The sequence below is a fragment of the Bartonella sp. AP58NXGY genome (assembly GCF_042195785.1).
Taxonomy (GTDB): Bacteria; Pseudomonadota; Alphaproteobacteria; order Rhizobiales; family Rhizobiaceae; genus Bartonella.
In genome coordinates this window covers 336-608 of the sequence record NZ_JBHIOY010000349.1, presented here as the reverse complement: position 1 = coordinate 608, position 273 = coordinate 336, and the positions used below count along the sequence as shown (strand labels likewise).

Annotated in this window: 1 pseudogene; it reads right to left on the bottom strand. The window is 41.4% G+C overall.

The features are described from left to right. Window positions 1–273, bottom strand: a pseudogene (locus ACFINC_RS11345) (hypothetical protein); the annotation flags it as partial.

The window sequence follows — 273 nt, the reverse complement described above, 5'->3', positions numbered from 1 at the left end:
TTCGATCCACTTTTTCAAAGCCAATGGGTATAATCTGTCCGTCATTGGTTATTTGATAAAAACCGCCCTCATCCGCAAAAAATGCCAAATCTCCGCGACCAACAATCGATTCAGCATTTTTTGCGCCTCGTTTATCGTGGATTTTTTGGAAACTAAAAATAATCTTAGAGCCTGGAATAAAAGAACCAGCATAGATTGCAGAGCGCATAAAGATAATGGGATTTGTTGTCCCCGTTGCCCCTTGCACGAAACCGCCATCAGGAAAATCTTGAT